28 protein-coding genes and 1 pseudogene are annotated in these 23,573 nt (G+C 60.4%); 11 read left to right on the plus strand and 18 right to left on the minus strand.

Annotation, left to right across the window (positions count from 1 at the left end; translation table 11 throughout):
- Positions 1–3: 3 nt before the first annotated feature.
- From HBR93_RS25575 to HBR93_RS25585, 3 genes are all read right to left on the minus strand, one after another.
- Positions 4–1,212, minus strand: a complete 1,209-nt coding sequence (locus HBR93_RS25575) for a type II toxin-antitoxin system HipA family toxin (RefSeq protein ID WP_169961344.1) — start codon at positions 1,210–1,212, stop codon at positions 4–6.
- Positions 1,205–1,459 carry a helix-turn-helix domain-containing protein gene (locus tag HBR93_RS25580; RefSeq protein WP_057441950.1) on the minus strand — a complete coding sequence of 85 codons (255 nt, stop codon included), beginning with the start codon at positions 1,457–1,459 and terminating at the stop codon, positions 1,205–1,207. Before HBR93_RS25580 ends, HBR93_RS25575 begins: the two co-directional genes overlap by 8 nt.
- A gap of 70 nt (positions 1,460–1,529) precedes the next feature.
- The gene (locus HBR93_RS25585; protein WP_057441948.1) at positions 1,530–2,018 is read right to left on the minus strand and encodes a GNAT family N-acetyltransferase; all 489 of its coding nucleotides are present in this window, start codon (positions 2,016–2,018) and stop codon (positions 1,530–1,532) included.
- Between the two features lie 148 nt (positions 2,019–2,166).
- On the opposite strand from HBR93_RS25585, the gene HBR93_RS25590 reads away from it, so the two are divergent.
- From HBR93_RS25590 to HBR93_RS25605, 4 genes are read left to right on the plus strand one after another with little or no spacing between them, the layout of a single operon-like run.
- The gene (locus HBR93_RS25590) at positions 2,167–2,586 is read left to right on the plus strand and encodes a nuclear transport factor 2 family protein (RefSeq protein ID WP_057960470.1); all 420 of its coding nucleotides are present in this window, start codon (positions 2,167–2,169) and stop codon (positions 2,584–2,586) included.
- A 43-nt stretch (positions 2,587–2,629) separates the two neighbouring features.
- On the plus strand, positions 2,630–2,974 hold the full coding sequence (locus HBR93_RS25595; protein WP_057441944.1) for a YciI family protein: 345 nt from the start codon (positions 2,630–2,632) through the stop codon (positions 2,972–2,974).
- Positions 2,975–3,006: 32 nt separating this feature from the next.
- On the plus strand, positions 3,007–3,483 hold the full coding sequence (locus tag HBR93_RS25600) for an SRPBCC family protein (RefSeq protein ID WP_057441942.1): 477 nt from the start codon (positions 3,007–3,009) through the stop codon (positions 3,481–3,483).
- Positions 3,480–4,709 (plus strand): RNA polymerase sigma factor, encoded by a 1,230-nt coding sequence (locus HBR93_RS25605; RefSeq protein WP_169961345.1) that lies wholly within the window; start codon positions 3,480–3,482, stop codon positions 4,707–4,709. The genes HBR93_RS25600 and HBR93_RS25605 overlap by 4 nt, the downstream gene beginning before the upstream one ends.
- Positions 4,710–4,722: 13 nt before the next feature.
- On the opposite strand, the gene HBR93_RS25610 is transcribed toward HBR93_RS25605, so the two are convergent.
- Complete coding sequence (locus tag HBR93_RS25610; RefSeq protein WP_057441941.1) at positions 4,723–5,577, minus strand: LysR family transcriptional regulator; 855 nt, start codon at positions 5,575–5,577, stop codon at positions 4,723–4,725.
- Between the two features lie 90 nt (positions 5,578–5,667).
- Here HBR93_RS25610 and HBR93_RS25615 point away from each other — a divergent pair, with 90 nt between their 5' ends.
- Positions 5,668–6,111, plus strand: coding sequence for a multidrug/biocide efflux PACE transporter (locus HBR93_RS25615; protein ID WP_057441938.1), 444 nt, complete (start codon positions 5,668–5,670; stop codon positions 6,109–6,111).
- 93 nt (positions 6,112–6,204) lie between these two features.
- Here the strand turns inward: HBR93_RS25615 and HBR93_RS25620 are convergent, their stop codons facing one another.
- Together HBR93_RS25620 and HBR93_RS25625 are read right to left on the minus strand one after the other, a co-directional pair.
- Positions 6,205–7,821 carry an inorganic phosphate transporter gene (locus HBR93_RS25620; RefSeq protein ID WP_169961346.1) on the minus strand — a complete coding sequence of 539 codons (1,617 nt, stop codon included), beginning with the start codon at positions 7,819–7,821 and terminating at the stop codon, positions 6,205–6,207.
- Positions 7,822–7,967: 146 nt separating this feature from the next.
- Complete coding sequence (locus tag HBR93_RS25625) at positions 7,968–8,990, minus strand: transporter (RefSeq protein WP_057441934.1); 1,023 nt, start codon at positions 8,988–8,990, stop codon at positions 7,968–7,970.
- Positions 8,991–9,221: 231 nt separating this feature from the next.
- On the opposite strand from HBR93_RS25625, the gene HBR93_RS25630 reads away from it, so the two are divergent.
- The gene (locus HBR93_RS25630; protein ID WP_057441933.1) at positions 9,222–10,850 is read left to right on the plus strand and encodes a methyl-accepting chemotaxis protein; all 1,629 of its coding nucleotides are present in this window, start codon (positions 9,222–9,224) and stop codon (positions 10,848–10,850) included.
- 51 nt (positions 10,851–10,901) lie between these two features.
- Here HBR93_RS25630 and HBR93_RS25635 read toward each other — a convergent pair whose 3' ends face one another.
- Complete coding sequence (locus HBR93_RS25635; RefSeq protein ID WP_038442689.1) at positions 10,902–11,207, minus strand: PepSY domain-containing protein; 306 nt, start codon at positions 11,205–11,207, stop codon at positions 10,902–10,904.
- Between the two features lie 151 nt (positions 11,208–11,358).
- Here HBR93_RS25635 and HBR93_RS25640 point away from each other — a divergent pair, with 151 nt between their 5' ends.
- Positions 11,359–12,237: a sterol desaturase family protein gene (locus tag HBR93_RS25640; RefSeq protein WP_169961347.1), complete on the plus strand. Its 879-nt coding sequence runs from the start codon at positions 11,359–11,361 to the stop codon at positions 12,235–12,237.
- Here HBR93_RS25640 and HBR93_RS25645 read toward each other — a convergent pair.
- Together HBR93_RS25645 and HBR93_RS25650 are read right to left on the minus strand one after the other, a co-directional pair.
- Positions 12,229–12,903, minus strand: a complete 675-nt coding sequence (locus tag HBR93_RS25645; protein ID WP_169961348.1) for an AraC family transcriptional regulator — start codon at positions 12,901–12,903, stop codon at positions 12,229–12,231. The two genes, HBR93_RS25640 and HBR93_RS25645, sit on opposite strands and share 9 nt — an antisense overlap.
- A complete protein-coding gene (locus HBR93_RS25650; protein WP_169961349.1) occupies positions 12,904–14,031 on the minus strand; it encodes a glycerophosphodiester phosphodiesterase in 1,128 nt (375 codons plus the stop codon).
- Positions 14,032–14,277: 246 nt separating this feature from the next.
- Between HBR93_RS25650 and HBR93_RS25655 the strand changes: the two genes are divergently transcribed.
- Positions 14,278–14,601, plus strand: coding sequence for a DUF2025 family protein (locus HBR93_RS25655; protein WP_076962912.1), 324 nt, complete (start codon positions 14,278–14,280; stop codon positions 14,599–14,601).
- 6 nt (positions 14,602–14,607) lie between these two features.
- Here HBR93_RS25655 and HBR93_RS25660 read toward each other — a convergent pair whose 3' ends face one another.
- Complete coding sequence (locus HBR93_RS25660; RefSeq protein ID WP_169961350.1) at positions 14,608–14,964, minus strand: antibiotic biosynthesis monooxygenase; 357 nt, start codon at positions 14,962–14,964, stop codon at positions 14,608–14,610.
- Entirely contained in the window at positions 14,961–15,668 is a 708-nt protein-coding gene (locus HBR93_RS25665; protein ID WP_169961351.1) for a CTP synthase, read from the minus strand. The genes HBR93_RS25660 and HBR93_RS25665 overlap by 4 nt, the downstream gene beginning before the upstream one ends.
- An 80-nt stretch (positions 15,669–15,748) precedes the next feature.
- Here HBR93_RS25665 and HBR93_RS25670 point away from each other — a divergent pair, with 80 nt between their 5' ends.
- The gene (locus HBR93_RS25670) at positions 15,749–16,636 is read left to right on the plus strand and encodes a LysR family transcriptional regulator (RefSeq protein WP_169961352.1); all 888 of its coding nucleotides are present in this window, start codon (positions 15,749–15,751) and stop codon (positions 16,634–16,636) included.
- A 116-nt stretch (positions 16,637–16,752) separates the two neighbouring features.
- On the opposite strand, the gene HBR93_RS25675 is transcribed toward HBR93_RS25670, so the two are convergent.
- Positions 16,753–17,811 carry a diguanylate cyclase gene (locus HBR93_RS25675; protein WP_169961353.1) on the minus strand — a complete coding sequence of 353 codons (1,059 nt, stop codon included), beginning with the start codon at positions 17,809–17,811 and terminating at the stop codon, positions 16,753–16,755.
- A gap of 196 nt (positions 17,812–18,007) precedes the next feature.
- Entirely contained in the window at positions 18,008–18,631 is a 624-nt protein-coding gene (locus tag HBR93_RS25680) for a TetR/AcrR family transcriptional regulator (RefSeq protein ID WP_115128784.1), read from the minus strand.
- 132 nt (positions 18,632–18,763) lie between these two features.
- Here HBR93_RS25680 and HBR93_RS25685 point away from each other — a divergent pair, with 132 nt between their 5' ends.
- A complete protein-coding gene (locus HBR93_RS25685; protein ID WP_169961354.1) occupies positions 18,764–19,819 on the plus strand; it encodes an MBL fold metallo-hydrolase in 1,056 nt (351 codons plus the stop codon).
- A 327-nt stretch (positions 19,820–20,146) separates the two neighbouring features.
- A complete protein-coding gene (locus HBR93_RS25690) occupies positions 20,147–20,695 on the plus strand; it encodes a hypothetical protein (RefSeq protein ID WP_169961355.1) in 549 nt (182 codons plus the stop codon).
- Positions 20,696–20,716: 21 nt separating this feature from the next.
- On the opposite strand, the gene HBR93_RS25695 is transcribed toward HBR93_RS25690, so the two are convergent.
- From HBR93_RS25695 to HBR93_RS25715, 5 genes and pseudogenes are all read right to left on the minus strand, one after another.
- Positions 20,717–21,091 (minus strand): helix-turn-helix transcriptional regulator, encoded by a 375-nt coding sequence (locus HBR93_RS25695; protein ID WP_057441910.1) that lies wholly within the window; start codon positions 21,089–21,091, stop codon positions 20,717–20,719.
- Positions 21,092–21,214: 123 nt separating this feature from the next.
- Positions 21,215–22,165 carry a hypothetical protein gene (locus HBR93_RS25700; RefSeq protein WP_169961356.1) on the minus strand — a complete coding sequence of 317 codons (951 nt, stop codon included), beginning with the start codon at positions 22,163–22,165 and terminating at the stop codon, positions 21,215–21,217.
- Positions 22,166–22,281: 116 nt separating this feature from the next.
- Positions 22,282–22,926, minus strand: coding sequence for an HAD family hydrolase (locus tag HBR93_RS25705; protein WP_057960453.1), 645 nt, complete (start codon positions 22,924–22,926; stop codon positions 22,282–22,284).
- Between the two features lie 72 nt (positions 22,927–22,998).
- Positions 22,999–23,175, minus strand: a pseudogene (locus HBR93_RS25710) (HNH endonuclease); the annotation flags it as partial.
- A gap of 63 nt (positions 23,176–23,238) precedes the next feature.
- Positions 23,239–23,573, minus strand: a 335-nt coding sequence (locus tag HBR93_RS25715) for a ribonucleotide-diphosphate reductase subunit beta (protein WP_169961166.1), incomplete at its 5' end; no start/stop codon positions are given.

Raw genomic sequence — 23,573 nt, forward strand, 5'->3', positions numbered from 1 at the left:
CGATTATCCGCCAAAGCTGCGTTGGTAGCCCTGCGCTGATAGCCGGATGGCCTGAGCAACGTGGGGTGCTTGCCGACAATAATCGTCTTCACGTGCGAGCACCACTTCAAGGGTCTGCAGCAGAGCCCGGATGCGCTCCTCGGCGTTTTCTATGCTGCAGGTCTTGGCAAACTCAAGGATTCCCAAGCGTGACGCAAAGAATGAGCGGTTGCCGTCCAGGTCCAGAGCCAGGGCGTCTTCGGGAATATAGGCGGTGGTATTGGCGATGTCATAAGCGGGTGCAAGACGGGCGTCACGTTTGAGTGGATCGCTGTAGAGTAAGCCAAAATTTTTCAGATGGGCATCACCATTGCCGACGATACAGCTCAGCGCAACGCTATCGAACAACTGCTCCAGGGAGCTGCGTTCATGTTCGATTGCACAAAAGAGGCGAACAGCCTTGGCAATCATGTTGTAGCTCTTGCTGTATTTCTGCTCGGCGGACAGGCCCATCAATGTGGTCATGTCTTCAAAGCCCAGGGGGTTGAGTTTTTCGTCCCGATCAAAGCGGCGCATGATGAAAAGCTTGTGGTTCTGTGACAAGTAGAAGGGTGGCACGGGGATACCTGCCTCCCTTGCAATCGACATACACAGGTATTCGTTGATCGCCAGGCCTGGAAACTCGTCACGCCCGCTCTTGATGATCAGATCGTTGGTTTTCGATGTGAGTTTCTGTTCCGGTACCAGCGGGATTTCGGGTACCAATACCTTAGGCTGTACCCCGGAAATGCCGGCGCGAAGGATGTAGCGATCGACCAGATGGGTAAACAAATCCTCGGCACCATCCCAGGCGAGGATTTCATCCAGACGCTCACCGTACGACACGGGGCTGTTGCGCTCAATCAGTTGGTTGACTTGCGCGGACGAGGTGAAAACGCGGCCGATAGGTGCGCTGCTGCCTGACAGGGCCAACAACAGCATTGGATCTACCTTGACGGTCTTCGCCAGACGGTTTTTCAGTTGCTCCAGTACATAACCTTCGGGCAGGTTCATTTGAAAGATCGGGTGCAGTTCATGCCGTCGATACTCCTCGGCCCGCACTGGCATCAGCAGGCTGATTGCACTCTGCTCCAGGGCATCATCAGCGTAGCGAAAGTGGTAGTGCTCAGTGCCGACGAACACGCTGCCACTTGCGCCTTCGGGCGTACGGACCTGCAGTTTGTAGCTACTCATTGAACAAATCCCCTACTTCCTCCAGCGTTGGCATGGAGACGGGGACCAGTTTGACCTCACTGCCCAAGGCTGCAAAAACCCGTGCGTAGGCATTCATCGCCACCGACAAGCTGCCGTGCTCAATCTCGATCAGTTTTTGCCGCGTCGTACCGGCCAGCTGTGCCAGCTGTGCTTGGGTATGGCCACGGCTGAGGCGCATCGAGCGAACCTGGTTGCCGATTCTCTGGCTCAGAAGTGCAGGATCCATGTCGCGTTACCGTTACATTGGTATTTTAAAGTTATATATACGTTACATTTTAGGATTGTCAACGCTGATATCAACCGAGTGTCAGTGCCAACCGGCGCTCATAACCCACCCGCCCCTTATACGCCTCGCCCCGGTCTACCCAGCCCTGCTGCAAATACAAGCCCATTGCCGCCACATTGTCGCTGTCCACCGACAACTCCAACGCCGTGATCTGTGGCCAGGCCAGGCGGGCGGCAGCGGGCAGGGCTTGCAGGCAGGCTTTGCCCAAGCCCCGGCCCTGTTGGTGGCGATCGACTTGCAGGGCATGCAGTGTGGCGCTGTGTTCGTCGGCCCAATGGGGCAGGCAGGGCGGGCGCTTGAGCAGCAGGAAGGCCACGGGGATTTCGTCGGCCAGCAAGGCAAAGCCCTTGATGCCGGGGCTTGGGTTGACCAGCAGGCTGTTCAGCGCGCAGTCGATATCGCCGCTATAGGCCAGTTGCTCGGGGTGGACTTCGAGGCTAGCGAGTTGCTGTTGCTGTGCAGCGGTCAGCGTCTCATAGGGCGCGAGGCGGGTTTCCATCGAGCAGATATCCGAAGTCCTACAGGGAAGTCGCAAATTCTAGCGGCTTTGCCCTTGGCGAAATTATTTTTTGTAGGCTTGTCGATTGGCAGGCGGCCCATTCGACCAAGGGTGTCTTCTGTGATTTTCCACCCCGAGGAGTATCGCCATGAGCAACGCAATCAACACCCTGATCGAGCAATGGAAACAAGCGGTGGTCGCCAAGGATGTCGAGCAGATTGTCAGCTTTTACGCCGACGATATCGTCGCGTTCGACGCCGTCAATGCCCTGCAGTTCAAAGGCAAGGCGGCCTATCGCGCCCATTGGCAGGCCTGCATGGAGTTTTGCCCGGGCCCCGGTGTTTTCGACTTTCATGAACTGCATATCGTCGCCGCCGATGACAGCGCTTTTGCCCACTGGCTCGCCCACTGCGGCGGCACCGGGCCCGATGGCGTGCTGAAAACCTGCTGGATGCGGGTCAGCGCCGGCTACCAGCGAATCAACGGCCAGTGGAAGGTGGTGCACGAGCATTGGTCCGCACCGTTCGATATGGAAACCGGCGCCGGTCTGTTCGACCTGGAACCGTGAGTGCCGCGAACTATAGTCATTAGTCCGAAAAACGGAGAACGCCATGAAATACCTGTGCCTGGTCTACAGCGCCGAAGCTTTGCTGCACAGCCTGCCCGACAGCCCCAAGGACCCGGAATGCCACGCCTACGCCGAGGCGGTCCACGGCAGTGGCCGCATGCTTGCGGCCGAGGCCCTGCAGCCGGTGAGCACGGCCACCACCGTGCGTATGCGTAACGGCAAGTTGTCGATCACCGATGGGCCGTTTGCCGAAACCAAGGAGCAGCTTGCCGGCTTCTACCTGATCGAAGCCAAGGACTTGAATGAGGCGCTGCAGGTGGCCGGCGGCATTCCGGCGGCGCGGGTCGGCAGCGTGGAAGTGCGCCCCGTGCGTGATTTGAATCTCTGACCCAACACTTATAAAACTCAGGAGGTTTATCCATGAACACTCAACCTGCTGCATTTGAACTGTCCATCAGCCGGGTGATCGACGCCCCGCCCAGCCGGGTGTTCCGCGCCTGGACCGAGCCTGCGCTTTTGCAACAATGGTGGGGCCCCCACGGCATGACCACGCCCGAGTGCGAAATGAACCTGTGGGTCGGTGGCCTGTTTCGCACCCTGATGCGCGCGCCGGACGGCAGTGAGTATCCGACCCAGGGCGTGTTCCTGGAGATCGACGCGCCGCGCCGCCTGGTGTTTACCGATGCGTTCCTGCCGGGCTGGATCCCCTCGGGCAAGCCGTTTATGAGCGCCGAAGTGACCTTCGAGGAGGTGGCTGGCAAGACCCGCTACACCGCCCGCGCCATGCATTGGAGCGAAGCCGATAAACAAGCCCACGAAGCCATGGGTTTTCATCAGGGCTGGGGTGAGAGCCTGGACCGGCTGGTGACCCTGGTGACCACGGGCATGCCCGATTGACCGTCAAGGCCCAGGTCGAGGCGGTCTACCGCAGTGAGTCGCGGCGCATCCTGGCGACGTTGATTCGCCTGCTGGGGGATTTCGACCTCGCCGAAGAAGCCCTGCACGAGGCGTTCTTCGTCGCGGTCGAACGCTGGCAGCAGGACGGTGTGCCCGACAATCCCCGAGCGTGGCTGGTGTCTGCCGGGCGCTTCAAGGCCATCGACCGCTTGCGTCGCCAGGCCCGTTTCACCCCGTTGTTGCAGGAGCAGGCCGATACGCTGGAGGCGGCTGACTGGAGTGCCGAAGACGTGGAAGACGACCGCCTGCGCCTGATTTTCACCTGCTGCCACCCGGCGCTGGCGGCGGATGCGCAAGTGCCGCTTACCCTGCGTGAGATTTGTGACCTCACCACCGAGGAAATTGCCCGGGCCTTCCTGGTCACGCCGGCCACCATCGCCCAGCGCATCGTGCGGGCCAAGGGCAAGATCCGCGAGGCCAGGATTCCCTACCAGGTGCCGTCCCTGGCGGAGTTGCCCGAGCGCCTGGACAGCGTATTGCGGGTGATTTACCTGGTGTTCAACGAGGGCTACTCGGCGTCCATGGGCGCTGACCTGACCCGTGACGACTTGACCCGCGAGGCCATCCGCCTGGGCCATCTGCTCCTGGAGTTGCTGCCGGAGCCGGAAGTCATGGGCCTGCTGGCGTTGATGCTGCTCCATGAATCCCGGCGCCCGGCCCGGCTTTCTGCCGCCGCTGAGTTGGTGCTGCTGGACGAGCAGGACCGCACGCTGTGGGATGCAGCGCTGATTGCCCAGGGCTGTGGGTTGATAGAGCAGGCCCTGGCCACCCAGCGTTTCGGGCCTTATTGCCTGCAAGCGGCGATTGCCGCGGTACACGCCGAGGCCCCGAGTGCGGCGCAGACCGACTGGCCACAGATTGTCGGCCTGTACGACGTGCTGCTGCGGATGCTGCCGTCGCCCGTGATCGAGCTCAACCGCGCCGTTGCCCTGGCCATGCGCGATGGGCCGTTGACGGGGTTGCAGCAAGTCGAGGGGATCCTGGTGCGTGGCGAGTTACGGGATTACCACCTGGCGCATTCGGCACGGGGGGAGTTCTGTCGGCAACTGGGGCGGATGAAAGAGGCGCGCCAGGCGTATGAAACAGCCCTGGGCCTGACCCAGCAGGCCCCGGAAAAACGCTTTATCGAACGACGCCTGGCAACCTGCACCGATAGCCCTTTGTAGGCGCCGGCTGAGGTTACTCAAGCATCTTTTGCAGCAACCAACTGCCGGCCGGGCCCGGTGGCTGTTGTCGTGACCACAAGGCATCCACCGCCACCGAACGTGGCCAGCCGCGTGCCTTTAGCTCCACCAGTTGGCCATTGGCAAAACGCTCCACCAGCCAGCGCGGCAAGGGGGCCCAGCCAAAACCGAGGATGGCCATTTCCATCAGCATCAAAAAGCTGGGGGCGGACCATACACGGCCGCTCGGCCGGTTTTCGTTGGGACTGATGATGCTTGCTAGGCGCAGCTCCCGGTGTTGTTCCAGGGTTTGCTGGTTGATGCCCTCAAGGCCGGCCAGTGCATGCAGCGGCGATACAAACAGCGCAAGTTGCGCGCGCTCTTCGACGGTGGCATGGGTCAGGTCTGGCGGGTAGACCTCCTGCGCCTCGATAAACGCGAGCTGCGCCCGCCCGCTTTGGACCAGGGCGATAAGGTCTTCGCATTCGGCAATCAGCCACTCCAGCTCCAGGTCCGGATAACGCTGCTCAAGGGCGCTGAGCAGCGTTTCAAAACGTCCCGACTGATAGGTGTCGGACATGGCAATACTGAGCTTGGGTTCCAGCCCCTGGGACAACTGGCTGGCGGCAAGCTCCAGGCGGCTGCTGGCCTCCAGCACCTGCTCGGCGCGTTGCAGCAGGACATGCCCGGCCGGGGTCAGGGTGGGTTTGCGGCTGCTGCGGTCGAACAGCACCACGTCCAGATCAATCTCCAGGCTGGCCACTGCGGCGCTGACGGTCGATTGGCTCTTGCCCAGCTTGCGTGCCGCCGCCGAAAACGAGCCTTGGGTCGCCGCCTGCACAAACGCTTGCAACACTTCATGAGAGGCCATCATCTATCGCCTTGGTCGATGGTTATTGATTATTAAGTATCGAGTGCGGGAGTGATGATGGCAACCCTCGACATTCACAGAGCAAGGCTTATGAACACCACCAAGTCCATCACTGAACGCGTTTTGCAGGCCCTTGGTTTCGAGGGCCTGGCCCTGTTGATCTGTACGCCGCTGCTGGTGTGGATCACTGGCCGGCCGGCTCTGGAAATGGGCGCTGTGACCCTGGCTATCAGCTTGTTGGCGCTGACCTGGAACATGATTTTCAACAGCCTTTTCGACCGCCTCAAAGTGCGCCTGCAACTGGCCAATAGCGTCAAGACCCGGATCATGCACGCGCTGCTGTTCGAGGGCGGGCTGATTCTGTTCGCCGTGCCGCTGATTGCCGCGTGGCTGAACATCAGCCTGATGCAGGCGTTTATTCTGGATATCGGCGTGCTGCTGTTCTTCCTGCCGTACACCTATGTGTACCACTGGGGCTACGACGTGCTGCGGGGAAAGTTCTTCAACAGCGAGCTTGCTCGCGAAGGACGTTAACGATGACGCGGGCATCCTGAATGCACGCGGCACTCTCGGGTTATTCGCGAGCTACCGGCGTGACCTTGTCGGTCACGTCCGGGTGCCAGAGTTTCAGAAGATTTGGGTAAACAACCAGTACAAACTGCCCGACAGTACAATCGCCGCCGGCAACGTCAGCACCCAGGCCAACAGCAGATTGCGGATGGTCTTCATCTGCAAGCCGCCACCATTGGCCACCATGGTCCCGGCCACGCCCGACGACAGCACGTGGGTGGTCGATACCGGCAACCCGAACATGTCGGCGGCGCCAATGGTCAGCATGGCCACGGTTTCCGCTGAGGCGCCCTGGGCGTAGGTCAGGTGGGTCTTGCCGATTTTCTCGCCGACGGTCACCACAATGCGCTTCCAGCCGACCATGGTGCCCAGGCCCAGGGCGATGGCCACGGCGATCTTCACCCATAGCGGGATAAAGCGCGTGGCATTGTCGATCTGTTGCTTGAACAGTTGCAGCTTGCCCTCGGTGTCGGTGTCGAAATTTCCGACCTTGCCCTTGTCCATCAGGCGAATGGTTTCGCTGGTCAGGTACATGTCGTTACGCACGTTGCCCATGGCCTCGGCGGGCACCTTGGCCAGGGAGCCGTAGCCTTTGACTTGCTCGCCGATATGCCCGGTCAGGGCGGCGAGGGCGGGGATCAGTTCGGGCGTGACGTCCTTGGTGCGCACATAGGTCGATAGCGTCGGCCGTGGGTCCACCGGCGCCGGTTGCGGGGCGATTTTGACCAGGGCTTGCTGGGTGACTTCAGCCACGGCGGCAAATTGCAGGGATTGATCGGCCGGCATGGTGCGGTTTAACGCGTAGGCCATGGGCAAAGTGCCCACCAGGATCAACATGATCAGGCCCATGCCTTTCTGGCCATCGTTGGAGCCGTGGGCAAAAGATACGCCGGTGCAGGTCACGATCAGCAGGCTGCGAATCCACCACGGCGGCGGGGTGTTGCCCTTGGGCGCCTTGTACAGCGCGCGGTTTTTCACAAAGGCCCGCAGCGCCAGCAACAGCAGAGCGGCAAAGCCGAAACCGATCAGCGGTGACAGCAGCAGCGCATAGCCGATCTTGATCGCCTGCGCCCAGTCCACGCCACTGGTGCCGTCCCTGCCATGCATCAGGGCATTGGCCACGCCCACCCCGATGATCGACCCGATCAGCGTATGGGAGGACGACGCCGGCAAACCCAGCCACCAGGTGCCCAGGTTCCACAGGATCGCCGCGATCAGCAGGGCGAAGATCATCGCAAAACCGGCGGAAGAGCCAACCTGCAAAATCAACTCCACCGGCAGCAAGGCAATGATGGCAAAGGCCACTGCGCCACTGGACAGCAGCACCCCGAGGAAATTGAAGAACCCCGACCAGACCACAGCGAATTGCGGCGGCAGCGAGTTGGTGTAGATCACTGTCGCCACGGCGTTGGCGGTGTCATGGAAACCGTTGACGAACTCGAACCCCAGGGCAATCAGCAGCGCCACACCCAGCAGCAGGAATGGGGTCCAGGTGGTGACCACCGTGCCCAGTTCGTGCATGTCGTGCATCAGGCTGTAGGCGGTGAACAACAGGCCCATGGCGAGCACGGAAAAGAACACGATCACCGTGAGCAGGCTGGGTTTGGTGTCCAGTTGCGGTTTTGCGTCAGGGGCGGCTGCCTGGTGGGAGGCGGTCAGGGAAGGGGTGGCCATGCCGGAGCATCCAGAGTGGGGAGGATGTTTCCCATGATCATTGCAGAATGTTACAGAGGTGCTGCCTCAAGTCAGTGTTTGGTGTCGTCAGCCGGCCGCTGGTCTAAAACCCACCGCCGCTCCCACAGGTTGATTGCATTTGAGCCTTAGTAATCCTGGCGCTTGCGAAACGCCCATCTGCCGGCAATCAAGGTGAACGTCGCCACCAGCGCCACCAGAATCCAGAAACCCTCGGGATCCTGGGAAAGTGGCACGCCACCCACGTTCATGCCAAAGAAGCCCGCGATGATATTGATCGGCAGCGCCAGTACCGTGACCACCGTCAGGGTAAACAGCGTGCGGTTGCTCTGTTCGTTGAGGTTGGCGGCGATTTCTTCCTGCAACAACTTGATCCGTTCGCCCAGGGCCGTGAGGTCGTTGATGATCAGGGCGAACTCTTCGGTGGATTTGCGCAACTCCTTTACGTCTTCCTTCTGCAGCCACTGCGGCGGGCGATTGAGCAGGCGCAGCAGCGAGCCCGGCTCCAGCGCCAACAGGCGTTGCAGGCGCACCAGCACCCGGCGCATGGCCCCCAGTTCGGCGCGGTTGGTGGACAGGCGCGAGGACAGCAACTGGTCTTCGATCTGGTCGACGCTGAGGCTGGTCTTGCGCACGATCTGCGTCAGCACCTCGCCTTGATCGCGCAACAGATGCACCAGCAATTCCAGGGGCGAGCGGAAGTGTTCGCCGGCCTTTACCGATGAGCGCAGCTTGTCCACCGAATGCAGCGGTTGCAGGCGCGCACTGATCAGTAGGCGGCTGCGGGCGCAGACCCACAAGGTGGAAATGTCCGATGACATCATGCTGCTGAAGTTGAACACCACGTCGTTGACCACCGCCAGCAAGGCCGAGTCCACATGCTCGATACGGGTGGAGCGCGAGCCTTCGTGCAAGGCTTCGAAGAACTCCGGCGGCAACTCCAGGTGCGCCTGCATCCAGCGCTGGCAGGCGGCGTGGGCCAGGTTCAGGTGCAGCCAGAGGAATTCATCGGGGTCGGCCGGGGCTTGCAAGGCCTTGAGCACGGCCGCCGAGTCGATCTGCTCGGCTTTCTCGCCGGGCCTGAAGCGGAAACCGTAAAGCAGGCCAAACAGGTCGGAGTCCTGGTGGCCGTGGTCGATGCTGTGGTTCATGGTGGCTCGCAGGGGAGGGCGACAGATGCGCGTCGCGCAATCATTGCAAGGGGATTTGACCGTTTTGTGTCAGTCACAGATCGACGCCGTACGACCGCTCATCCACTGGGCTCAAGAAGCGTCTAGTCCGGCCGATTCAAGGTGCAAGTATGCAATTGGATTGGCCATGTGTTGGCCGACAGGGATGTTGCGGTGCAGGTCCCCATTTCCCTGTTTCGAGGCTTCTCCCCGATGAGTTTTTTGCGAAAGTCCTTGAGAGCACAGATTTTGTCGTTGCTCGGTGGCAGCCTGTTGGCAATGCTGTTGATTGCCCTGGCGTGTTTTCATTTTCTCTCCAACGGTGTGCAGAGTTACCGCAGTTTGCTGGAGGGGCCGTTGCAAACCTCACAGCTGATTGATGAAGCCAACCTGCAATTCAAGGTCCAGGTCCAGGAATGGAAAAACGTCCTGCTGCGTGGCAAGCAACCCCAGGACATGAACAAGTACTGGGGGCAGTTCCAGGATCGGCAGCAAGACGTGCAGGGCATCCTGGCGCGGCTGGTGAGCAACACCCAGGGCGATCCAGGCTTGAACCGTCGCCTGGAAACCTTGCGTCAAGAGCACCAGATGCTGGGCGTGGCCTACCAGAAGGGGCGTGACGCTTACGTGGCCGCCGGGGCTGATGCGGCGGCCGGGGATAACGCGGTCAAGGGTGTGGACCGCGCGGTGAGTGAGCAGATGAGCGCGCTGGTTACCCAACTGCATGAGCAGGGCAAGCAGCAATCCCTGGCAATCAGCGCCTATGCCGAACGTACCGTGATGCTGGGCCTGGCGGTGATGGTGCTGTCTGGAGGGCTGATCGGTCTGTTCAGCCTGTGGTTGATCAACCGCAACCTGATTTTGCCGATCCGTGGCCTGATCGACTATGTGGCCCAATTGAGCCATGGCCGGTTTGCCGAGCGCGTTGCCAGCCAGCGCCAGGATGAACTGGGGCACTTGGCCCAAGCCGCCAATACGTTGCGCGACTTCCTCGCTGAAACCTTTGGCCGCCTACAGCGCAGTGCCAAGGACCTGGTGAGCGCCAGTGGCGAGTTGAACTCGATTGCCGGGCAGATGGCGACGGGCACCCAGGATCAGTTCAGCCGTACCGATCAAGTGGCGACGGCGATGACCGAAATGTCCGCCACCGCCCAGGAAGTCGCGCGCCACGCCGCCAGCGCTTCGCGGGCAGCAGACGAGGCCGATCATTCGGCCCGTGAGGGCGGCGAGGTGATGCAAGTGACCATTGCCACCATCGGCCAGATGCGTAACGAGATCCTCAACACCGGTGGCATTATCCGCCGCCTGGAAGCAGACAGCGTGCGCATCGGCACGGTGCTGGAAGTGATTCGCGGCATCGCCGAACAGACCAACCTGCTGGCCCTCAATGCGGCGATCGAGGCCGCGCGAGCAGGCGAAGCCGGACGTGGGTTTGCGGTGGTGGCCGATGAGGTGCGCAGCCTGGCGCAACGCACAGCGGCGTCGATCATCGAGATCAACCAGATTATCCAGGCAGTGCAGACCGGCGCCGTGGATGCCGCCGAGGCGATTGTCAGCGGCCAGTCATGCAGTGATGAGAGTGTCGAAAAGGTCACCCAGGCCGGGGCGATGCTCAGTCATATCACCCAGGCTGTAGAGGCGATCCGCGATATGAACCGGCAGATTGCCACAGCGGCCGAAGAACAAACCTCGGTGGCCGAGGATATCTCGCGCAACATCACGCAAATCACCACGGTGGCCACTGCCAACCTGGACAACGTGCAGCGCACCGAAGCGGCCAGTCATAACCTGCGTGGGCTGTCTGCTGAGCTGAATGAGGTGACGGCGCGCCTTAGCGCCTGACCAGACACAACTGCGCCGCCCGAAGGCGGCGCGTTGTGTTGCCGGGGCAACTTAAGTGTCTTGCTTGTTTTCCAGCACTTCGCCGGTCTTGGCGTCGAGCTTCACATCCCACTTCTTGCCAGTGGTGTCGGTCAGGTCAACTTCGTAGACCAGGCGCCCGGCTTCGTTATCCAGCTCAGTGTCGTTGATGGTGGCGCCGGCATGTTTGGCCAGGGCGGCGGCATTCAGCTGTTCAAATGGCTTCACGGCGCCCGATTGCAGCAGGCTTGGAATCTGGTCCGGGCGAACATCGGCCTGGGCCAGGCCGGCAGTCAGAGTCAGGGCAGCAGCAGCGAACAGAGCGGTCAGGTTTTTCATGATGTGGTCCTTTGGGGTGAGCTGTTTAAGTGGGATCAGATTACCCCGCGCAACTTAATTTACCCTTAATTGTGTAGGACGTTTGCGTTGTTTGTTCAATCGCCCCGCGCCGGGGAATTTCATGCTGGTGTCTCACCCACGGGAGACACTTATGAAACACCTATTGGCTTGGCTATACGCGCCCTTGTTCTGGGCGGGTTTTATTGGCGCGGGGCTCTGGTTGGTCACGCTAGGGGCATCGCAGTGGCTGCTGGCGGTGTTTGCGCTGGCCATCGGCGTGTCGTTTATCGCCGAGCTGTGCTTGCCCTACGAGCCCCAGTGGAACCGCCCTCTGGGCGACCGACGCCGGGATGTCCTCCACGCGCTGGTCAATGAAAGCCTGAATGCCCTGGGGTTGCTGGCATTGCCGCTGCTCACGGCATGGCTGGCGATCGAGGGCGCCTGGCCGCGCGCCTGGCCGCTGTGGGCGCAATTGCTGCTGGCAATCATCATTGCCGATGCGGGCATCACCCTGATGCATTACGCCAGCCATCGCATCGCCGCACTCTGGCGTTTGCATGCGGTGCATCACAGCGTGCAGCGGCTCTATGGGTTCAATGGCTTGATGAAGCATCCCTTGCACCAGATGCTGGAGGCCACGGCCGGCCTGCTGCCGTTGATCCTGCTGGGCATTCCGCTGGAGGTGGCGATGCTGCTGGCGTTGGCCATTGCCATCCAACTGTTGCTGCAGCACTCCAATGTCGATATGCGCCTGGGGCCGTTGCGCTGGGTATTTGCCTGGGCGCCCGTGCATCGCTTCCACCATATGAAGTACGGGCGCGCAGGGGATGTGAATTTCGCTTTGTTTTTCAACCTGTGGGACTGGCTGTTGGGGACTGCGTTTTACACCGAGGACTATCGAATGGGCGAGGGCGACCTGGGGATTGGCAGCCGGCCGGATTTTCCGGTGGATTACGTCGAGCAGTTGCGTGATCCCTTCAGTGCGGCGCAACTGAGCAAGGAACCTGCGGTGCCAAGCGCACTACTGTAGGAGATGTACTTGAAGATGGCGCAAGGAGGCCCCGGCGGTCACGCCAAACAGTTGCTTCATGGTCCGCGAGAAGTGCGCCGAGTCGGCAAACCCCGCGCCATGGGCTGCTTGGGTCAGGGTGTGACCGTTCAGGGCCAGATCCAGGGCCAGGCGCAGGCGGCGCCACATCACCAGGCGCCGCACCGGCACGCCGAGCTGGCTGACAAACAGGCGCTCCAACTGGCTCAACGACAGGTGCGCCGCCTGCGCCAATGACTGCGCCGAGACCTTGCCGCTCAACTGTTGATCGAGGGTGTGCAGGGCGCGTTGCACGCGCTCATCGTCCGCCTGGCGACGTGGTAGCTGGCGCAATGTCTGCTCCAGGCGCTCATGGGAAAAATCGGCGGTATCCAGGGCGTGTTGCAACGACTCGCTTTCAAATGCACCGGGTTCCACATAAGCCATCAACACCGTACCGGGGGCATGCACGATGGCATGGGGCTGGCGAGAGGGGATGAACAGGCGGTAAGCCGTTTGCAGGTGCCCATCAAGGCTGACCGTGATGGGGCTCTCCGCGGACAGGATAAATTGATGGGCGTAATGCGCGTGGGGCGCCGTACGCCCCGTCTCACCGAGGATCAGGCCGTAATCAGGCCCCAGCCACAGTTGGCCTGACCACTCGCTCACTCAGTAACCGTTGTCCTGCAGCAGATCCTGCACGCTGGAAGACGGCCAGCGCTTGTAGAACTTCAGCAGTTCGGCGGCACGGTTGGTGAAGATGCCATCGACCCCGGCGCTCATGACCTTCTCGAAGTCCACCGGCTCGTCGACGGTATAGACGTGCACCAGCAGGCCCTTGTCGTGGGTCAGTTGGTTCATCTCGGGCTTGACCAGGTCCGAATAGCTCTGGTCGCCCAGGTTCGTCAGTTGTGCCGATGGGCCAGTGCCAATTGCACCGAGGCTCTTGGCTTCATCGACCCACTTCTCGAATTCGGCCGCGTCCTTGGGTTCCTGCTTGGCATAGTAGGCCGCCTTGGTCGGTTCGCCGGACTCGGCGAAAGTCACCTTGGACTTGGGCTCGATGCTGCCTTCACCTACCCACAACAGCAGGATTTTCGGGGTGTTGGGCATCTCTTTCTGCAGTTCCTTGAGGCTGGCCGTCTCGAACGTCTGCAACACCACGCGGCCCTTGCCCTGGCCGACGCCTGTGTTGCTCTTGCCCAGCTTGGAACCCACGGAACTCAGCCACCCCTTGTCCAGCAGCTTGTCCTTCAGATCGGCTTCGATCCCCGGGAACTGCTTGGGCTCTTTGGTTTCGATGTACAAGCCGGGTTTATGCTGGGGGTTGCCTTCGGCGATCTTGATGATTTCGTCCAGGCTGAGGATTTTCAACCCGACGAAGCCCGGGCGCGCACGCTCTGGGTAGGCGGTGTTGAACCAACTGCCGGCATCCAGGCTTTGCAGTTCTTTCCAGGTGAACTCGTTGGCCGGGCTGTCCTTGCGCTCGGGGAACTTGGTGGCCACGTCGGTGGTGCGTTGCAGGTTATTGTCGTGCAGGGCGAACAGCACGCCGTCCTTGCTGCGTTGCAGGTCCAGTTCCAGGTAGTCGGCACCCAGGTCGCGGGCGAGCTTGTAGGCGGCGGCGGTGGATTCCGGTGCATCGTAGGACGCACCCCGGTGGGCGATCACGGCAGGGTGCGGAATGCCCTCCTTGGTCGCCAGTTCAACCGGGCTAATGGGGCTTGCAGCCTGTGCGTGGCCAAGGCCCATCATCAGTGCGAGCAGCAGGGCACTCTTGGTAAACGTAGCAGGCATGTGCGAGGTCCTTTCGTGGAGGTAGCTTCAAGAAGGCTTCCTTTTTAACAATTGCATGCAAATCGCGCTATCACCAAACCGACATTAACGTGCGCATGCGCTATTTTTCTGCGCTTTTGTGCCGTGCTATGCAGTATTCTTGGCCCGAGTTTCCCCGCCAGAGGGAAACCTGCATTGCCTTCTTTCGCCGCCTCGCGTGTAAACCATCGTTCACTTCCCCTGTGGGATTTTTCAGTGAGGTTTAGCATGCGCATCACTTCAGAACTCATCTGCCAGGCCGCCGACCAACTCAACGGCTTTGTCGGCCTGAACCGCAAGACCGGCCAGTACATCGTGCGTTTCAGCGAAGACTCGTTCGGCATGGACGTCGCCGACGACGGCATCATCCCCACCAGCGAGTTTGTCTGGCAGCCGGCGGCCGACCAGGCCATGACCCTGTCCCGCGAGCACATCCAACTGCTGCTGGACCAGAACATCGACGACCGCATCAACATCACCGAGCCGCTGCGGGTGTATATGCGCCGGGTGGAGATCCCGCAGATCAGCGCGGTGCGCAGCCTGGTGGGTTGATCACCATCACGCCAATCCCGTAGGCGCGGGGGTGGTGCCGTTTGCGGTGAAGGCATAAGCCCGTTCTACCTTGCATACCCGTGTCTGAAACGCGCTGTACCAGATGGCCCGGCCCTGTTCGCGGGTGTTGCGGTGCTCGGCGTGTTGTTTCCAGGCCAGGATGGCGGCCTCGTTGGTCCAGTAGGACACGGTAATCCCCAGGCCATCATCGCCGCGGGCTGATTCGACACCGAGAAACCCCGGTTGCTGGCGGGCCAGTTCGAGCATGCGGTCGGCGGCCTGTGCGTAGCCTTGGTCGGTCTCGGTGCGCAGGGAAGTGAAGATCACTGCGTAGTAGGGCGGGGAGGGTGTCTGGGCGATCATGCCGAGCGCTCCAGGCAGGCCTGGAGCCATGCGCTGACCAGCGGCACGCTGGCACCGGTAAGTGCCGCGCGTTCTGGCTGGAACAGAGTGGCGACAAAAAACGGATGGTCCAGCAGTTCTATCGCCCGCACCTCGCCCGCCGAATCATGGGCGCTGCCAATCAGATTGTCCTCCAGCAGTGCCTGTTTGAAGTCGGCATTGAGGCCATAGCGGCAACGATAACCCTCCTGGATTTCAAGGGTGCCGTAAGCCTCGGCGATACGGGTGAAGGCCATCAAGTGGATGGGCGCGATGGTTTCGATCAGAGCACACGACAAGGGGGCGATCACCGCCCGTGGCGCATCAGGTGCCAGCTCGCCATGTTCGGCATCGGCCCACCTCAGCACATTGCGTGCATATTCCAACACGGCATGTTGAAAACCGCCGCAGGTGCCGAGGAAAGGACGCCGCTGTTCGCGGGCAAAGCGGATCGCCCGCAACGCCCCGTCGGCATCGCGATAGGGGCTTGCAGGTACGCACCAGAACCCGTCGAAAGACTGCAAGGTGTGGTTGTCCTGAAGGGTGTCGGTGGCCAGCCATTCAATCTGAAGTGTCAGCCCCAGGTGTGTACTCGCCTGTTGCAGGGCAAGGGGAATGGCTTGGTGGGCGGTGACTTGAGGATCGTAATCGCCGATCAGGGCGAGGTGCAGAGCAGTGAGGGTCATGGCGTGCGTCCAATGGCTTGTCGAGTCCTGAAGGGCACTATAGATTGGCGTTCGCGCAATCAATATTGGCGTTACCCCACATGTTAAATGCAGCCACGCACTATCAAATCGACTATCCCGACCTGGCGCTGATCCTTGCCCTGGTGCGCGGCGGCACGTTGGCGCGGGCTGCGGCCTTGCTGCGGGTGGATGTGTCTACGGTGTTTCGGGCCGTTCGGCGTCTTGAGTCGTCTTTGGGGCAGGCACTGTTCGAAAAAAGCCGCGCCGGTTACCTGCCGACCAGCTTGGCCACCACCTTGGCCCAGCAGGCCGAGCGTGCCGAACAGGCGCTGCAAGCAGCCCGCGTGGGGGTCGAGCAGGGCGGTGAAGTGATCAGCGGCACGGTGCGCCTGACCTGCACCGACTCAGTGTTGCAGGGCCTGTTATTGCCGGCCTTGGCGCAGTTCATGCCCGCTTACCCGGCACTGACCCTGGAGTTGAGTACGTCCAATGATTTCGCCAACCTCAGCCGCCGCGACGCGGATATTGCCTTGCGCCTGACCAGGACGCCGCCGGAGCACCTGGTGGGACGGCGTTTGGGGACGGTGTCCTATCGGGTCTGCGCCAGTGCCGGTTACATAGAGCAACACGCTACTCAAGATTTGGCGGCCCTGGCGTGGATCGCCCCGGATGATTTCTTGCCCGACCATCCCACCGTGGCTTGGCGTCGCCAGCATTTACCCGGCGTAAGGCCCAGTTATCGGTGCAACAGCATGTTGTCTGTAACCCAATTGGTACGTGCCGGTCTGGGCGTGGCGGCGCTGCCGGATTTTCTGTTGGCGGATGGCCAGGGATTGCAGCCGTTGGGGCCGGCGCTTACGGGTTACGACACGGCCTTGTGGTTGCTGACGCGCCCGGACAGTCGGGCGCTGCGTTCAGTGGTGACGTTGTTCGATGAGCTGGGCCGGCACCTGCGTCGCCCTTTATAGACATCGGCCAGCCGGCGCCTACAAGCCCAGCCGAGCATTGGCAAACATGCTCACCGCCCGCCGGCGAGCCGGCTTCTACAGGGTGGACGAACATGCGGTCTGAATAATTAGCCCCTTCAGGCAGAGCGTGCGACCAGTGAATCGGCGACGGTCACCCGATTGCGCCCGGTGCCCTTGGCGGCGTACAGGGCTTGGTCCGCCGCGTTGAGCCACATATGCGCCTGGGTGAATTGCACCTGGTAGGCCGCCAGGCCAATGCTCAGGCTGACCCGTAGTTCTGGAACCTGCGGGTCGCGGTAGCGGCTGAACATTTCCCGCAGGCGTTCCATCACATAACTGGCTTGCTCCAGCGACACGTCCGGCAGGATCACGCAGAACTCGTCGCCACCGTAGCGGCCCGTCAGGTCATTTTCCCGCACATTGCGCTGCAACTCCTTACTCAGTTGCCGCAAGACCCGGTCGCCGACGATATGGCCATAGGCATCGTTGATCTGCTTGAAGTGGTCGACATCAATCAGTGCGATGGTGGCCTGGGACTGTCGCTGCTGGCACTTGTGAAACTTCAGTTGCAGCAAGTCCTTCCACGACCCGTGATTGAGCAGGCCGGTCAGGCTGTCGGTACGGCTCAAGGCACTCAGGGCGCGCTTGTGTTCCGAGAGCTTGATGGCCAGGCGATAGCTGGCCATGCCGATGGCGACGGGGTAGAGAATCAGCATCGGCAGGCAGGCATACACCTGGATCAGGCCGACATTGGGGTTGAACGCAGGACCGAACACCAGCCAGGCCACTGCCACGCCCACCAGTTGCGCGAGCATGCCCTGGATCATCAGCTTTTTGCCGCCCGCCGTGACGTTATGCATGGTCATCATCGCGAGGATGGTCACTGCAGTCAGGGGCGTGAATTGTGTGGCTGCGGCCCAGAACCCGCCGGACACTGAGTCATACAGCAGATTGCGTCGCTCGGCCTGGTACGGAAACGCTGAATGGCTTGATAGCTGGTATGCCAGGTGCGGCCAGATAAACCCGTTGAACAGCCACAGTGCCCAGACCCATCCGGGCATGGACAGCGGGTATAGGGCGGCCAGCACGCAAAGGCTGCCGATGCCCAGCCCGAGAATGCGCGGCCGATAAATGCGCCGGGCAAACGACAGCCCTTTGCCTCGAAGGTTTTCCATAGATTCCTGCGTCAGGTTGTTCTTTTTTTAAGTTGCGAAGGCGTGCCTTGTCAAAAGGCCATTTACGCCAGATGACAGGTGATTATTGTCAGTGATTTACGCAGGAATAATCAGTGTCCTTCCAGGCCATTTGCGTGGGGATCCGCAGGATTCAGGCAAAAACGACCCGCCAGTGTCGTATTGACGACAGAGGGATTTATTGGGGGCGGGTGGCAATCTCGTAGCCGGCCAGAAACAGGTCCATCGCTGACTCGATCACGTTGGCCTGGGTAGCTGCATCCAGGGTGGGTTGGCCCAGGGTGATTTGCGGCCAGAAGGCGAAGGCCTTGAGCAGGCTTTGCACCTGATGGGCGGCAAAGCACGGGTCCACGGGCTTGAGGCGACCGTCTTCCTGCGCTGCGCGCACCCATAATGTGAACCCTTCTTCACGTTCGCTCAGGCGATTGACGATGCCCTGGGCCCGCTCCGGGGAATGGATGGTCGCGGCAATTGCCACGCGGGCCAGGTCGAGGAAGTTGGCGTCCGACATCATCTTCATCTTCGCTTGCAGCAACACCCGCAATTGGTCGCGCAGGGGCTGTGCGCTGCTGTAGCTGACATCCAGTTGTGCAACGCTGCTGGCCCATAACTTATTCAGGATCTCGGTGAACAACTCCTCCTTGCTGGGGAAGTGGTTGTACACCGTGCGCTTGGATACGCCAGCGGTGGCGGCGATCTTGTCCATGCTGGTGACCTCGAAACCGTTATCGCGAAACTCGGCAATGGCCGCTGCCACAATGGCTTCGCGTTTACGGTCGGTGAGGCGTTGAGGTGCAGTCATGGGGCTTTCGGCTCTGGGAAGAAAATTACACTCGGTAGTTTACTTGGTCCGGGTTTTGTTGCAATCTTGAAACTACACTGTGCAGTGTAGTTGTTGACCTGCATCAGCAGAACGTACCGGAGTCACTCTGTAATGGCCACGATCTCTACCCGTGTCGATACCTCTTCCCCAGCGCTCAAATCGTCCGAGCAGCAGCAAGGTCAGTTCAACAATCATGCGCCGGTCAGCCGTGCAGGCTTTGGCAAAACGCTACAGATTTTCTGGAACATGCTCTTTCATAAGCCCCGCAGCACGCGGCCGGTAGGTGAAATCCCGGTACAGCGCCTGACGCGTGAGCAGTTATTGAGCGCCCCGAATCACAGTGTCTACCGCTTGGGGCATTCCACCGTCCTGCTGAAAATGCGCGGCAAGTTCTGGCTGACCGATCCGGTGTTCGCCGAGCGGGCTTCGCCTTTCAATTGGGCCGGCCCCAAGCGCTTTCATCAGCCGCCTATCAGCCTTGAAGAACTGCCGCCGATTGAGGCGGTGATCTTGTCGCATGACCATTACGACCACCTGGACCGCCAAGCCGTTGTGCAATTGGCCGCCAAGACGCGCTATTTTCTCGCGCCACTGGGCGTGGGTGACACCTTGATCAAATGGGGTGTGGCGCCAGGCAAGGTGCGGCAGTTGGATTGGTGGCAGGGCACTGAAGTGGACGGCATCCACTTTGTCGCCACCCCAGCCCAGCACTTTTCCGGCCGTGGCCTGTTTGATGGCAACCAGACGCTGTGGGCGTCCTGGGTGATGGTCGATGATGCCCGGCGTATCTTTTTCAGTGGCGACACCGGCTATTTCGAAGGTTTCAAGCGTATTGGCGAGCAATATGGGCCATTTGACCTGACGCTGATGGAAACCGGTGCTTACAACGTCGACTGGCCCGATATCCACATGCAGCCCGAACAAACTTTGCAGGCCCATATCGACCTGAAGGGGCGCTGGTTGCTGCCGATCCACAATGGCACCTTTGACCTGGCATTCCATGCCTGGCATGAGCCGTTTGACCGCATCATGGCCCTGGCCTGGGAGCGCAATGTGTCAATTGCCACACCCGCCATGGGTCAGGCTTTTATGCTGGCTGCCCCTGAACGTGGGCGTGCCTGGTGGCTGGATGTCGAGGCCCAGGCGGCAGAACAGCTAGTGAGTTGAAAGGGGTTGCTAAAGCCACACTGTAAAAAGGGCTTTCAAGGTATTTCTGCCTGGAGAACCGACTGGAAAAGGGTGCGATGATCTCGGAAAGCCATTTTCTGGGAGTGGGGCCTGATGGAGGACAAATGTAGGAAAACCTTGTCGCCCGGTGCACCCTGTTCCGTGGGGTTGCCTTTGGTGTTCAACGCCTTTAACGCAATGCCTTGTGGGCCTGCCGCTCCTTCTGGGTCGACAGACAATGTGTCAACGTCTCGCGGTGGCATTGAGTTTCAGCCTGCTGCTGCGCCTGCCGTCCAGGGCCCCAGGTTCGATATCCCTGGCCCGATGATGAAGACCGTACGTGATCCGTCGCTATCGCTTATTGCCTTGAGCGGCCTGGACCCTGTAGGCCAGGTCATGGTGGAAGTTCCGCCCATCATGGAAAACAACGCCGCCAAATCCGCTCCCGCCCTGGCCGATTGGCGTATCGGTTTTGCCGACGGATATTTGCGCAACGGTGTACGTGAAACGGTGGAGCATTCCAGCGGATTTCTCCAGGCTTTGGAGGTGTTAAAGGCTGCCGGCGCCCAAGTGGTGCCAGTGGAGGCACAGTTACCGGATGCCGCGTACTTCACCCTGGAGTCCAGCAACGAGATCGACAAGCGAATGAACGAGCATCGCCTCGACGCGTTGGTGTCAGACGGCCAAAGCCCAGCCTTCCACCTCTTCTGCAAAACCGGATACCCAGGCGCATGCCAGATATTCAGCGACGATCTCCAAGGCACGAGGGTCGTACTCTGGTTCTACGGTGCCCGTTGGGCACGGGACTCGCTGTCGGTCTTGGTGCGGGTCTATCAACAGGCGATGCAGGCTCACGCCGACATGCCCGTGAGGTGACCCTTTGCGCGGTCATCGGGCCTAAGCGCCGTTGGGTTGAGGCGTGTTCGAGGATGGCGAGCCCAGCAGCCGGGCGATAAGGCTCCGACGAGCCGGTTCGGCATCCGCCTGTGGCGCAGGGGAGCGACGCCCGCTCATGCCCCATCCCGGCGCAAACCCTGGGAAAAACACCAGGCCTTCGTGCTCCAGACGAAATGCCAGGGCGATGCGGATGGCGTCATCCACCTCCTGATGGCTTTCAAAACGCTGGATAGCGTCCACCCCAACCCCGGCTTGTCGGGCCAGGTCTTCCCGGCTCCAGCCCAGCAGCGCGCGGGCCTGCACACTGTGCCGTGGGGTGAATTGATGAAGGACGATTTGCTGATCTACGGTGGTGCTCACTGCCAGAGAGGACATGGGGTTCTCCAGGAATCCAACGGGGGAGGGCAAACTATACTGTGTTTTTGTACAGTTGTTTTGACCGTTCATCAACTGGATTCTTTCTCGGCTGATCGGCCCGCGATTGGCGGGCGCTTCCGGTCACTTCTCCTCCAGCCCCGGCGCCTCGCGGATCAGCAGGTGGTCTAGGTTCTGGATATCGGCACTGAACACCCCGAACGTCTGCTCGGGGTTTTTCTTGCTTGGTACCTGTTTCAACTCCGGCGTCACACCATAAAAGAAGCAATACAGCGGGCGATCGCTGTTTACGGCGGCCCTGATCTGCTCCAGGAACGCCTTGCGCTTGCGGTAGTTCTCGATCAGCTTCTTGTTCAGGTAGACGTTGACGGAGTATGGCTTCTTGTCGAGCCACACTTTCTTTTCAAAGTCGATGCGAACGCTGCTGGTGTAGTCCTTGATCGCTTTGATCCGGCCCCAGTAGATCAAGCCCTTGCTGTCTTGCAGGTATTCGATCTTCTTGAAAAACGCCCAATACGTCGCGGTGTGCTCACCGATCTTCAACGGCATGCCCTTGAGCTTGTCCTTGTCGTCGATATTGGACACGTAGCATTCCACCGGGTGGGCGAAGACGCTGGTCTTGTCCGGGGTGGTTTCGCTGGCGCTGTGGGAAGTATTGGAGGTTTTCGAAGGTGCTTTCGCCGGATCTTGTGGGATAGCGTCTGCGGAACCTTGGATGACTGTCTTGCGTTCGTACTGACGTCGAGTCAGCACAAACTCCGACGGGAAGTTCTCCTCGAGCTCGTCCGCAGCGTCTCCCGCAGCGGCCTTGTGGCTGGCATAGCGGCAGCCGTCGATATGCCGGGTGCTGGGCAGGTTCTTGAAGTGCGGGGTGCGCAGGTAGTTGACGTTCTTGCCATTGAACGTACCCAGCACATTGCCCGCCGCAAACGCTGCGCGGCAATCATCGTTGGGGCAGAGGAAGCTGTCCTTATCGGAGTCGAAGGCGGCGGTTTCGTCGAAATTCAGGTCGCGCACGTCATAGATCGACAGCTTTTCGTCCAGGCTCAGGCAATAGGCTATGTCGAATTTCATCGGGGCGGGTCCGTGGCAAGATTCGCTATTAATAGCGGGGTTGCGCAGGTAGCACAAATGTCCGCTATCAGGGCGCAGCCCTTTCAACGCGTCTGAAAGGGCTGGTTCCAAGCGGCTTACGGCTTCGGTTTGCCTCGGCGCTTGGCCGAATGAAAATGCCGCCAATGCGCATCTTGCGCCGCCGCCAGCAACTCGCGATCCCCGCGCGTGTCGCCCCAGGCCCTGAGCCGATACTCACCCAGGTCGCCATACACCGCTTCAAGCCGCAACACCTTGTTCTCACAACGGCAGTTGTTGCCCGTAAGGCGCCCACTCAACACCCCATCGACCACCTCAAGCTCGGTCCCGATCAGTTTGATTCCCAGGCGATCGGCAAAAGGTTGCAACACGATTGCCGGCGAAGCCGAACACAACGTCACTTCGGCACCGGAGCCAATTTCATCGGCCACCGACTGCAAACCGGCAGGGCGCATCAGCTTGTTCCAATAAGCCTGGCAGTATTCTTCGGCTTTGCGCTGCACCCAGGCCTTCTCTACGCCGGTCATAAAGGTGCGAATCAACTGCGCCTTGAGCTCATCACGGCTCATCCGGCGCACCAGAAAGCGCAAGCCCGGCAGCGCCAGCTTGAGCATCCGGCGATTGAATTCCTGCTTGCCGAAAGCAAACTTGAGAAACGGCACAAAACTGTCGTGGCGGGTCAGGGTGCCGTCGAAGTCGAACACTGAAAGTACCTTGGCGCCCACGGGGCCGGCTTCTAGCATGTCTGGGTTCACGGGGTGGCCTCGGTCCTATCTACTATTTTTTTGGAATGCATAAGCTGTGACCGCAGGAGTCTACTCCGGTATCAATCTGCTGATTCTCGAGTAAAACCCCGCAGTGAAATCATCCCGGTCGCTCGACCGGTGACAACGCTGATGGCAATTGGGGCACAAGGCTACAGCATTGGAGATGCGATCCGAACCCTTACGGGTCAGGTGTTTGAGGTGATGTACTTCAAGAAATGGCAAACCGGCGGCCATAAAAAAGCCCCGGGTGCGACCCCAGGGCTTTTTCACGCTGCGACTATGAGCTGATCAATCCCAGCTCAACGCCCCACCGGTCTGATACTCGATCACGCGGGTCTCAAAGAAGTTCTTCTCTTTCTTCAAGTCCATGATCTCGCTCATCCACGGGAACGGGTTAGTGGTCCCTGGGTATTCTTCCTTCAAGCCGATCTGCGACAGGCGACGGTTGGCGATGAACTTGAGGTAGTCCTCCATCATCGCCGCGTTCATGCCCAATACGCCGCGCGGCATGGTGTCGCGTGCGTATTCGATCTCCAGCTGGGTCCCTTGCAGGATCATCTGGGTCGCTTCTTCCTTCATGTCGGCATCCCACAGGTGTGGGTTTTCGATTTTGATCTGGTTGA

Origin of the sequence: Pseudomonas sp. WS 5411 (assembly GCF_012985595.1) — a bacterium.
Taxonomy (GTDB): Bacteria; Pseudomonadota; Gammaproteobacteria; order Pseudomonadales; family Pseudomonadaceae; genus Aquipseudomonas; species Aquipseudomonas shahriarae.

Bases quoted from the DNA above. Each gene is read 5' to 3' on its own strand.
- HBR93_RS25575 (WP_169961344.1), bottom strand. From the start codon at position 1,212: ATGAGTAGCTACAAACTGCAGGTCCGTACGCCCGAAGGCGCAAGTGGC.
- HBR93_RS25580 (WP_057441950.1), bottom strand. From the start codon at position 1,459: ATGGATCCTGCACTTCTGAGCCAGAGAATCGGCAACCAGGTTCGCTCG.
- HBR93_RS25585 (WP_057441948.1), bottom strand. From the start codon at position 2,018: ATGGAAACCCGCCTCGCGCCCTATGAGACGCTGACCGCTGCACAGCAA.
- HBR93_RS25590 (WP_057960470.1), top strand. From the start codon at position 2,167: ATGAGCAACGCAATCAACACCCTGATCGAGCAATGGAAACAAGCGGTG.
- HBR93_RS25595 (WP_057441944.1), top strand. From the start codon at position 2,630: ATGAAATACCTGTGCCTGGTCTACAGCGCCGAAGCTTTGCTGCACAGC.
- HBR93_RS25600 (WP_057441942.1), top strand. From the start codon at position 3,007: ATGAACACTCAACCTGCTGCATTTGAACTGTCCATCAGCCGGGTGATC.
- HBR93_RS25610 (WP_057441941.1), bottom strand. From the start codon at position 5,577: ATGGCCTCTCATGAAGTGTTGCAAGCGTTTGTGCAGGCGGCGACCCAA.
- HBR93_RS25615 (WP_057441938.1), top strand. From the start codon at position 5,668: ATGAACACCACCAAGTCCATCACTGAACGCGTTTTGCAGGCCCTTGGT.
- HBR93_RS25620 (WP_169961346.1), bottom strand. From the start codon at position 7,821: ATGGCCACCCCTTCCCTGACCGCCTCCCACCAGGCAGCCGCCCCTGAC.
- HBR93_RS25625 (WP_057441934.1), bottom strand. From the start codon at position 8,990: ATGAACCACAGCATCGACCACGGCCACCAGGACTCCGACCTGTTTGGC.
- HBR93_RS25630 (WP_057441933.1), top strand. From the start codon at position 9,222: ATGAGTTTTTTGCGAAAGTCCTTGAGAGCACAGATTTTGTCGTTGCTC.
- HBR93_RS25635 (WP_038442689.1), bottom strand. From the start codon at position 11,207: ATGAAAAACCTGACCGCTCTGTTCGCTGCTGCTGCCCTGACTCTGACT.
- HBR93_RS25640 (WP_169961347.1), top strand. From the start codon at position 11,359: ATGAAACACCTATTGGCTTGGCTATACGCGCCCTTGTTCTGGGCGGGT.
- HBR93_RS25650 (WP_169961349.1), bottom strand. From the start codon at position 14,031: ATGCCTGCTACGTTTACCAAGAGTGCCCTGCTGCTCGCACTGATGATG.
- HBR93_RS25655 (WP_076962912.1), top strand. From the start codon at position 14,278: ATGCGCATCACTTCAGAACTCATCTGCCAGGCCGCCGACCAACTCAAC.
- HBR93_RS25660 (WP_169961350.1), bottom strand. From the start codon at position 14,964: ATGATCGCCCAGACACCCTCCCCGCCCTACTACGCAGTGATCTTCACT.
- HBR93_RS25665 (WP_169961351.1), bottom strand. From the start codon at position 15,668: ATGACCCTCACTGCTCTGCACCTCGCCCTGATCGGCGATTACGATCCT.
- HBR93_RS25670 (WP_169961352.1), top strand. From the start codon at position 15,749: ATGTTAAATGCAGCCACGCACTATCAAATCGACTATCCCGACCTGGCG.
- HBR93_RS25675 (WP_169961353.1), bottom strand. From the start codon at position 17,811: ATGGAAAACCTTCGAGGCAAAGGGCTGTCGTTTGCCCGGCGCATTTAT.
- HBR93_RS25680 (WP_115128784.1), bottom strand. From the start codon at position 18,631: ATGACTGCACCTCAACGCCTCACCGACCGTAAACGCGAAGCCATTGTG.
- HBR93_RS25685 (WP_169961354.1), top strand. From the start codon at position 18,764: ATGGCCACGATCTCTACCCGTGTCGATACCTCTTCCCCAGCGCTCAAA.
- HBR93_RS25690 (WP_169961355.1), top strand. From the start codon at position 20,147: ATGAAGACCGTACGTGATCCGTCGCTATCGCTTATTGCCTTGAGCGGC.
- HBR93_RS25695 (WP_057441910.1), bottom strand. From the start codon at position 21,091: ATGTCCTCTCTGGCAGTGAGCACCACCGTAGATCAGCAAATCGTCCTT.
- HBR93_RS25700 (WP_169961356.1), bottom strand. From the start codon at position 22,165: ATGAAATTCGACATAGCCTATTGCCTGAGCCTGGACGAAAAGCTGTCG.
- HBR93_RS25705 (WP_057960453.1), bottom strand. From the start codon at position 22,926: ATGCTAGAAGCCGGCCCCGTGGGCGCCAAGGTACTTTCAGTGTTCGAC.